The sequence below is a fragment of the Paenibacillus sp. 01L418 genome, assembly GCF_056400045.1.
Window position 1 is genome coordinate 1 of sequence record NZ_JBFTSN010000307.1, and the last position, 7,927, is coordinate 7,927.

General features: G+C 44.7%; 9 protein-coding genes. 8 read left to right on the forward strand and 1 reads right to left on the reverse strand.

Annotation, left to right across the window (positions count from 1 at the left end):
• From AC1DSE_RS25740 to AC1DSE_RS25775, 8 genes are all read left to right on the forward strand, one after another.
• Window positions 1–310: Fur family transcriptional regulator (locus AC1DSE_RS25740; RefSeq protein ID WP_477528395.1), on the forward strand; the 310-nt coding region annotated here is incomplete at its 5' end.
• A 17-nt stretch (window positions 311–327) separates the two neighbouring features.
• Window positions 328–567, forward strand: a complete 240-nt coding sequence (gene yidD / locus AC1DSE_RS25745) for a membrane protein insertion efficiency factor YidD (protein ID WP_477528396.1) — start codon at window positions 328–330, stop codon at window positions 565–567.
• Window positions 568–714: 147 nt separating this feature from the next.
• A complete protein-coding gene (locus tag AC1DSE_RS25750) occupies window positions 715–849 on the forward strand; it encodes a hypothetical protein (RefSeq protein ID WP_430057948.1) in 135 nt (44 codons plus the stop codon).
• A 113-nt stretch (window positions 850–962) separates the two neighbouring features.
• On the forward strand, window positions 963–2,954 hold the full coding sequence (metG, locus tag AC1DSE_RS25755) for a methionine--tRNA ligase (protein WP_477510505.1): 1,992 nt from the start codon (window positions 963–965) through the stop codon (window positions 2,952–2,954).
• Between the two features lie 285 nt (window positions 2,955–3,239).
• A complete protein-coding gene (locus tag AC1DSE_RS25760; RefSeq protein WP_477510506.1) occupies window positions 3,240–4,262 on the forward strand; it encodes a metal ABC transporter solute-binding protein, Zn/Mn family in 1,023 nt (340 codons plus the stop codon).
• Window positions 4,263–4,339: 77 nt separating this feature from the next.
• Window positions 4,340–5,146: a metal ABC transporter ATP-binding protein gene (locus tag AC1DSE_RS25765; protein ID WP_477528397.1), complete on the forward strand. Its 807-nt coding sequence runs from the start codon at window positions 4,340–4,342 to the stop codon at window positions 5,144–5,146.
• Window positions 5,130–5,939, forward strand: a complete 810-nt coding sequence (locus AC1DSE_RS25770; protein ID WP_477510507.1) for a metal ABC transporter permease — start codon at window positions 5,130–5,132, stop codon at window positions 5,937–5,939. Before AC1DSE_RS25765 ends, AC1DSE_RS25770 begins: the two co-directional genes overlap by 17 nt.
• 21 nt (window positions 5,940–5,960) lie before the next feature.
• Window positions 5,961–6,674, forward strand: a complete 714-nt coding sequence (locus tag AC1DSE_RS25775; RefSeq protein WP_339203380.1) for a cytochrome c biogenesis CcdA family protein — start codon at window positions 5,961–5,963, stop codon at window positions 6,672–6,674.
• A gap of 15 nt (window positions 6,675–6,689) precedes the next feature.
• Here AC1DSE_RS25775 and splB read toward each other — a convergent pair whose 3' ends face one another.
• The gene (splB, locus tag AC1DSE_RS25780; RefSeq protein WP_339203379.1) at window positions 6,690–7,757 is read right to left on the reverse strand and encodes a spore photoproduct lyase; all 1,068 of its coding nucleotides are present in this window, start codon (window positions 7,755–7,757) and stop codon (window positions 6,690–6,692) included.
• Window positions 7,758–7,927: the final 170 nt, after the last annotated feature.

Sequence of the window (7,927 nt, forward strand, 5' to 3'; positions counted from 1 at the left end):
ATATATGGGGAAATCGTATACGGGATTAAGCTTTGATACCGTATATCGCAATTTGCGAGTGATGGAAGAACTCGGTGTGCTGGAGCAGGTTATTTTTGAGGATGGCGGTAAGTTCAAGCTGCATTGCAGAGAGAATGAACATCATCATCATATGATTTGCCTGCAGTGCGGGATGACTTATCCCATTACCTTCTGCCCAATGGAGCAAACGAATGTTCCTGATGATTTCCGAGTTGTGAAACACAAATTCGAGGTGTTCGGATATTGCAAAGACTGCATACAAGACGAGTCAGCAGTTAGCGAGGCCTAATGTCAGAGAAACGGGTAATGCGAAGAGTGACTCAAGCTCCGATCCTCTTTTATCGCAAAGTGATTTCACCTTTGACCCCGCCATCTTGCCGTTTCTATCCGACATGTTCGATGTATGCGCTCGAAGCGATCGAGAAGCATGGAGCGGCTAAGGGCTCGTGGCTTGCTATGAAGCGAATTGCCAGGTGCCATCCCTTTAATGCTGGTGGTTATGATCYCGTTCCGCCTGCAAAAGACAGCAACATAGATGCTCCTTGACAGAGAGGGCTCTATTTGGGTATATTTTGATTTATAAGTGGTAAAATAAGTTTTGTTTTTATTTATATGTCCGAGGAATGGATAAGTACAATAGCAGAACCTTTTCAGAGAGCCGGGAAATATGGTGCAAGCCGGTAAGGGACTCCATTGGAAAATGGTCCGGGAGGATTCGCTTTCGAGCTTCAGCGGCAGCGCTGGGTAAGGGAGCGACGCGAAGCTGGCGTTAACGGCGCAAGCCGCCATGCAGGCGGCACACGAAGCTTTCTTGAAGTGGCGGTTTAACCGCTCATTTCCGGATTGAAATTTGGGTGGTACCGCGTGAGTTCAAACTCTCGTCCCATGATGGACGGGAGTTTTTTGCGTTTTTTTAGACTAATGCAATAGGAGGAGTAAAAATGACGAAAAAAAATAAGTTTTATATTACAACGCCGATTTATTATCCGAGCGATAAGCTTCACATTGGACATGCCTACACGACGGTGGCTGGTGACGCAATGGCACGTTATAAACGTCTGCGCGGCTATGATGTATGGTATTTGACGGGTACAGATGAGCATGGACAGAAAATTGAACGCAAAGCAAAGGAAAAGGACCAAACCCCGCAGCAATTTGTTGATGATATCGTTGTAGGCATTAAAGATCTGTGGGCGAAGCTGGAAATCTCCAATGATGATTTCATTCGTACGACGGAGGATCGTCATAAGGTTGTTGTTGAGAAAATTTTTGCTCAGCTGCTCAAACAGGACGATATTTATAAAGGCACGTATGAAGGCTGGTACTGTACGCCTTGTGAGTCGTTTTTCCTCGAGCGTCAGCTGGTTGACGGCAAATGCCCAGACTGCGGACGTGCGGTTGAGCTTGTAAAAGAAGAAAGCTACTTCTTCCGCATGAGCAATTATGCTGATCGTTTGCTCAAATATTATGAAGACAATCCAGATTTCATTCAACCGGAATCACGCAAGAATGAGATGATCAACAACTTCATTAAGCCGGGCCTTGAGGATTTGGCTGTATCGCGTACAACGTTTGATTGGGGTATTAAAGTGCCTGGAGACGCTAAACATGTCATTTACGTGTGGATTGATGCGCTTTCCAACTATATCACGGCATTAGGCTACGGAAATGAAGGCGATGATCAGAAATATCGTGATTTCTGGCCGGCTGACGTACATTTGGTCGGAAAAGAAATTGTTCGATTCCATACGATTTATTGGCCAATCATGCTGATGGCGCTCGATTTGCCGCTGCCTAAGAAGGTGTTTGCACATGGCTGGCTTCTGATGAAGGATGGCAAAATGTCAAAATCCAAAGGCAATGTTGTTGATCCAGTTATGCTGATCGATCGTTACGGACTGGACGCGCTTCGTTATTATTTGCTCCGCGAAGTGCCGTTTGGCGCAGACGGAACATTTACGCCTGAAAATTTCGTTGAACGAATCAACTTCGATTTGGCGAACGATCTTGGTAATCTGCTTAACCGAACGATAGCGATGATCGATAAATACTTTGACGGTGTAATCCCGCCATTTGCAGGCAGCGTAACCGAATTTGATGAATCGTTGCAGAAGCTTGCGAGTGAAACGATCGTTCAGGTAGAGTCAGCGCTTGAAAATATGGAGTTTTCCGTGGCGTTGTCATCCCTTTGGCAGCTTGTAAGCCGCACGAACAAATATATCGATGAGACACAGCCGTGGACGCTTGCTAAAGATGAGTCCAAAAATGGACAGCTAGCATCGGTCATGCATCATTTGGCGGAATCGCTGCGAATCGTATCGATTCTGCTGCAGCCGTTCTTAACGCATTCTCCAAGGGAAATGTGGAAGCAGCTTGGGCTTGAGCAGGGTGAACTAACTTCCTGGGAGAGCACGAAGCAATTCGGTTCGCTGCCGGGTGGAACGAGAGTAAACAAGGGCACACCATTGTTCCCACGCCTCGATACGGCAGAGGAGTCTGCTTTTATCGCAGCAGCAATGAGCGGCGGTACACAGACAGAGCAGCCAGCTGAGCAGCCAAATGCTGCGAAGGCAGCGGATGAAGCACCACAGGCTGCACCTGAGAGCAAGGAAGAAATTGCAATTGATGACTTTGCAAAGGTAGAGCTACGCGTTGCTCAGGTTATTTCTGCAGAGCCAGTCCTCAAAGCAGATAAACTGTTGAAGCTTCAATTGGATCTAGGTTATGAGCAGCGGCAGGTTGTTTCCGGCATTGCTAAGTTTTACACACCGGAGCAAATGGTTGGACGCAAAGTTATTTGCGTTACAAACTTGAAGCCGGTTAAGCTGCGCGGCGAAATGTCGCAAGGAATGATTCTTGCAGCATCACATGGCGATCAGCTTACACTTGCAACGGTTCCTGACAATATGCCAAACGGCGCTGTTGTGAAGTAAATTCATTTGTTCATATACGGAGGCACCCCTGAGGTTGTTTAACTTCTGGGGTGCCTTTATGTTTTGCTGCTCTTCAAAAATAGCATCAATCATAATTCATATCATTTTGGTCAATAAAGATAATCTATATGATTAATTTGCAGCTGTGAGTCATGATCGGCAGGAAACTTCTACTAGCTTTTGCTAAGAAATAAGGTTGACAGTCTATTTCAGGTCATCGTATAATACAAAACGTAATCATAACGATTACGAACAAGAGAGAAAGATGAATGGAGAGAAATCAAAATGAATAGACTGAAATCATTGACAAGACCTATGGCGCTTAGTTTTCTTCTATCGGCAATGCTGCTTTTTGCAGTGGCTTGCGGCAATAATACGAATAATTCAGGCTCATCAAACCAACCAGCGAACGGCAGCACGGGAACTGGTCAATCAGAGGGGAAACAAGTTAGTGTCGTTACCAGCTTCTATCCATTATATTTTCTAGCATCGGAAATTGGCGGAGATCATGTCAAAGCGGTTAATCTAGTAGCATCAGGAGTAGAGCCGCATGATTGGACACCAAAGAGCCGCGATCTTGATACAGCGTCGAAGGCGCAGCTGTTTCTGTACCATGGAGCGGGACTAGAAGGCTGGGTTGACGGATTTCTGAAAGGCCTGTCCAAAGACAGCAAAGTCGTGACCAAAGAAATCAGCAAAGGCATTCCATTAATTGAGGGTAATGAAGATGAGCATGATCATGAACATGAAGAAGAACATGCTGATGAAGAATCACATGAACATGGCGGCTTGGACCCTCACACTTGGGTTAGTCCGAAATCAGCTCTTATATTAGCTGAGAATGTAAAAAACAGCTTAATTGAAGCTGATAGCGCAAACCAAGCAGATTATGAGAAAAACTATGAGGCACTAAAAGGAAAGCTCGAAGCAATCGATGCGGATTACACGGCAAAGCTTGCACAAACATCGAACAAAAACATCGTTACCTCGCATCAGGCGTTTGGTTACTTAGCTCGTGATTACGGATTGAAGCAAATTTCTATCATGGGACTTAGCCCTGACGCTGAGCCGCGTGCACAGGATTTGCTCAAAATTGCGAAGTTTGTTAAAGCAAACGATGTAAAATATATCTTTTTCGAAGAATTAGTTTCAGATCAACTTGCCAAAACGCTTGCAGGCGAAGCGGACGTTGAGACAATGGTGCTTAATCCGCTCGAAGGCCTAACGCCGGATCAAGAAAAAGCGGGAGACACATACTTAACCCTAATGGAACGAAACTTGCAAAATCTTGTGCAAGCATTACAATAGAGGAAAAGGCAAACCTGCGGAGCTGATTTATGCTCCGCATTGCTGTGAGGAGATAAATTATGGCGCAATCAAATCGAATGACAAATGCGGATGCAAGCTGTCACCAAGAGGTTATTTCATTGGAGGACGTCTCCTTCTCTTATCAACAGCAGACGGTTATATCAAAGCTAAGCTTCGCGGTGAAAGAACGGGACTTTATCGGATTAATCGGCACGAATGGCGCTGGAAAAACAACGCTGCTGCGAATGATCGTTGGGTTGATAAAGCCAACGAGCGGAACGATCCGTTTGTTTGGTGAGAAAGTAGACAAATTTAAGCAGTGGGAGCGCATTGGATATGTCCCGCAGAAAAACACATTAAATCCGTTGTTCCCAGCTACAGTTCGGGAGGTCGTCTTGTCAGGCCTTTATGGGCGAAGCAAGCTGTTTAAGAAACTAAGCAAAATGGATTATCAAAAATGTGACGATGCTCTGCAGGCAATGGGGATTGAGGATATAAAGGATAAACGTATCGGGCAGTTGTCGGGCGGCCAGCAGCAGCGTGTATTTCTTGCCAGAGCGCTCATTAACAACCCATCGCTGCTTATTCTAGATGAGCCGACTGTGGGGATAGATACAGAGACACAGGAAAGCTTCTTTCATATGATCAAGCATATGCATCAACATCATAACATTACATTTCTAATGGTTTCTCATGACCTTGACATGATTCGCTCGTATTTAGGACAAGAGCCAGCCAGTGGAAACGGGAAGCTCAAGTTTCATATTRAACATTCGCACGAAACGCAGGATTGTGTGGAAAATGATCTTGCACACAGCCTGAAAGGGCTAAGGGAACAAATGGAGAGCAGGAAAGAGGTTGTTTTGGTTGGAGATCGTAACTAGTGAATTTTTTCAAAGAGCTCTTATTGGCGGACTTCTAATCGGGGTAACGGCTCCGCTAATCGGCTTATTTCTTGTGCTGCGAAGGCTTTCAATGATTGGAGATACTTTATCGCATGTATCTATTGCTGGAGTAGCGCTAGGTTTCTTGATTGGCGTGTATCCAATTGCTATGGGATTTGTGTTTGCGATTATTGCCTCTTTTGCTATTGAGAAGCTACGGAAAGCATATAAATCATACGCAGAGCTGTCCATTGCCATTATCATGTCAGGCGGAGTCGCGCTCGCATCATTATTATTCACGATGGGCAAAGGATTCAACAGCAATGTGAATAGTTACTTATTTGGAAGCATTTATACTTTGAGTACCACTGATCTTTACGTTATAGGCGTCGTTACACTGATTGTTCTTGTTGCGATTAGGCTTCAAGTAAAGGAGCTATTCCTGCTTACGTTCGATGAGGACGCGGCAGCAGTGAGCGGCTTGCCCGTCAAATTTTATAATGTTATGATTAGCATGCTTACTGCTTTAGTTATTAGTGTTTCTATCAAAATTGTAGGTGCGCTGCTTGTATCGGCCTTGCTGACTATACCAGCCGCATGCAGCTTGATCATTGCCCGCAGTTTCCGTCAAAGCGTTATAACGGTCGTCATTATTGGCGAGATTGCCGTTGTATTAGGCTTACTAATCGCGGGTGTATGGAATTTGGCACCAGGCGGTACCATTGTATTATTGCTAATTGCTGTGCTGCTGTTGCTGCTCGTTTTCCGCCGTGGCATGCGACCAGGCAGTTAATGAGGATTGGAGTGAGAGGGTTTGTCCGACATTAACATTTGGCTGGCCTTAGGGGCTGGCTTTGCATCGTTCATATCACCTTGCTGCTTACCGCTTTATCCTTCGTACTTATCATACATAACGGGAATATCGGTAGCGGATTTGAAGGGCAATTCACATGCCAAACAAAAACGCATGCGAACGATGTCACACACGCTGTTTTTCATTTTGGGCTTCTGCACCGTGTATTATGCATTAGGCTACGGAACGAATGTATTTGCTGAATTTTTCAGTGAATATCGAGATCTGATTAGGCAATTATCAGCGATATTGATTATTTTGATGGGACTATTCCTAATCGGTTTATTTCAGCCGCAGCTCCTGATGAAGGAACGAAGAATGAATCTTATTCCGAAAAAAGCGAACTATGTCAGCTCCTTTATTTTTGGAATTGGATTCTCCGCAGGCTGGACCCCATGCACAGGTCCCGCGCTTACTGCGATTTTAGGTCTTGCAGCATCGGAACCTGGCACATGGTTTCAGCTAACAACTGCTTATTCATTAGGCTTTGCGATTCCTTTTTTTGTACTTGCCTTTTTCCTTGGTACGGCAAGATGGATACTGAAATATTCAGCTAGCGTAATGAAGGTTGGCGGAGCTGTTATGATTTTGATGGGTGTATTATTGTTTACCGATCAAATGACCAAAATCACGATCTGGCTTAATATGATTACGCCGGAATGGTTGAAATTTTAAGCTAATATTTCTCTCTTACGTAAAATATTCAATTTTTGCTTCGGGAAAATGTTCAAAGATGCGCTCCGATAAATACATGCGGAGCGCATTTGCTTGTTCATCGGGATAAACGTATTTCCCTTGACCCCAGCGTCCCCATTTATATTTGCGTTTTTCAATATCCATCTCAAGCTTAGTCCGCGGATAACGCTTTTCAATAACTGCTTTTGCCGTTTTTGTAAAACGATGCTGAATGAGTTCAAATGTAAGATCTTTGGTCACATCCTGCGGGAGTTTGTCTGCAAGTGAGGCTATAAGCTCGCCATAGCCTTCCTCCCAGCCTTCATGCCAAATAATAGGGGCAATGATAAAGCCCATTGGATAACCTGCCCTAGCGACCTTTGCGGCGGCCTCAATGCGTTGATCAAAACTTGATGTAGCAGGCTCGAAATGTTTGATTACATATTTGGCATTTACGCTAAATCGGATACGGGTATGTCCATTGTGCTTTGCATCAAGAAGGGAATCCACATGGTGAAACTTGGTCACAAACCGAAGCCGTCCATGTTCTTGTTCCCCCATAAAATCAATAAGCTCGCGAAGGCTGCCTGTAATGGGCTCCAGTCCGACGGGATCGGATGTACATGCGGCTTCAAAGCGGGTAATTTCCGGTTTTCTCTCGTTGATGTACCCCTCAGCAGCCTCTAGAATATCGTCTATATTGACATATACACGAATATAAGGTTTTGCTCCTAAGGTTGTTTGCAAATAACAATAATGACAATGAGCCATACAACCGGTTGCTATCGGAATGGCGTATTCCGCTGAAGGCTTCGAAGTATCAAATTTCAAGGTTTTGCGTATGCCGACGACAAGCGTTCTTTTGGCGATCTTGTATTGTTCAAGCTCGGTATCGCCAGGTAAATTCGTAATCCGGTTATGTGAGGTTGTCATCCGATAAGGAATGCCTTCTTTTTTGACCCATTCAAAAATACGCTGCCCTTTGGGATAATCGAGCGCAGATGGTTCAAAATAAACAAGCTCGGGAACAAAGGAGAGGGTGGAGCGATCTGGTTTAGGACGATCAATAATTGCAGTGCTCATAGCTCATTCCTCCTGTAGATTCATCACAATCAACATCATCTTATTGTGTGGAGGATGAGCGAAGCTGAAACTGGTAAGTTCAAGTGTGATTTGCACTTCCTTATCTATTTTGGAGATGGGCTTGGGTTGCAGTGAACACAATGAACAGTGTATGATACAATAAGTAACGC

Coding starts and splice junctions, on each gene's coding strand:
- AC1DSE_RS25760 (WP_477510506.1), top strand. CDS start 3,240: ATGAATAGACTGAAATCATTGACAAGACCTATGGCGCTTAGTTTTCTT.
- splB (WP_339203379.1), bottom strand. CDS start 7,757: ATGAGCACTGCAATTATTGATCGTCCTAAACCAGATCGCTCCACCCTC.
- metG (WP_477510505.1), top strand. CDS start 963: ATGACGAAAAAAAATAAGTTTTATATTACAACGCCGATTTATTATCCG.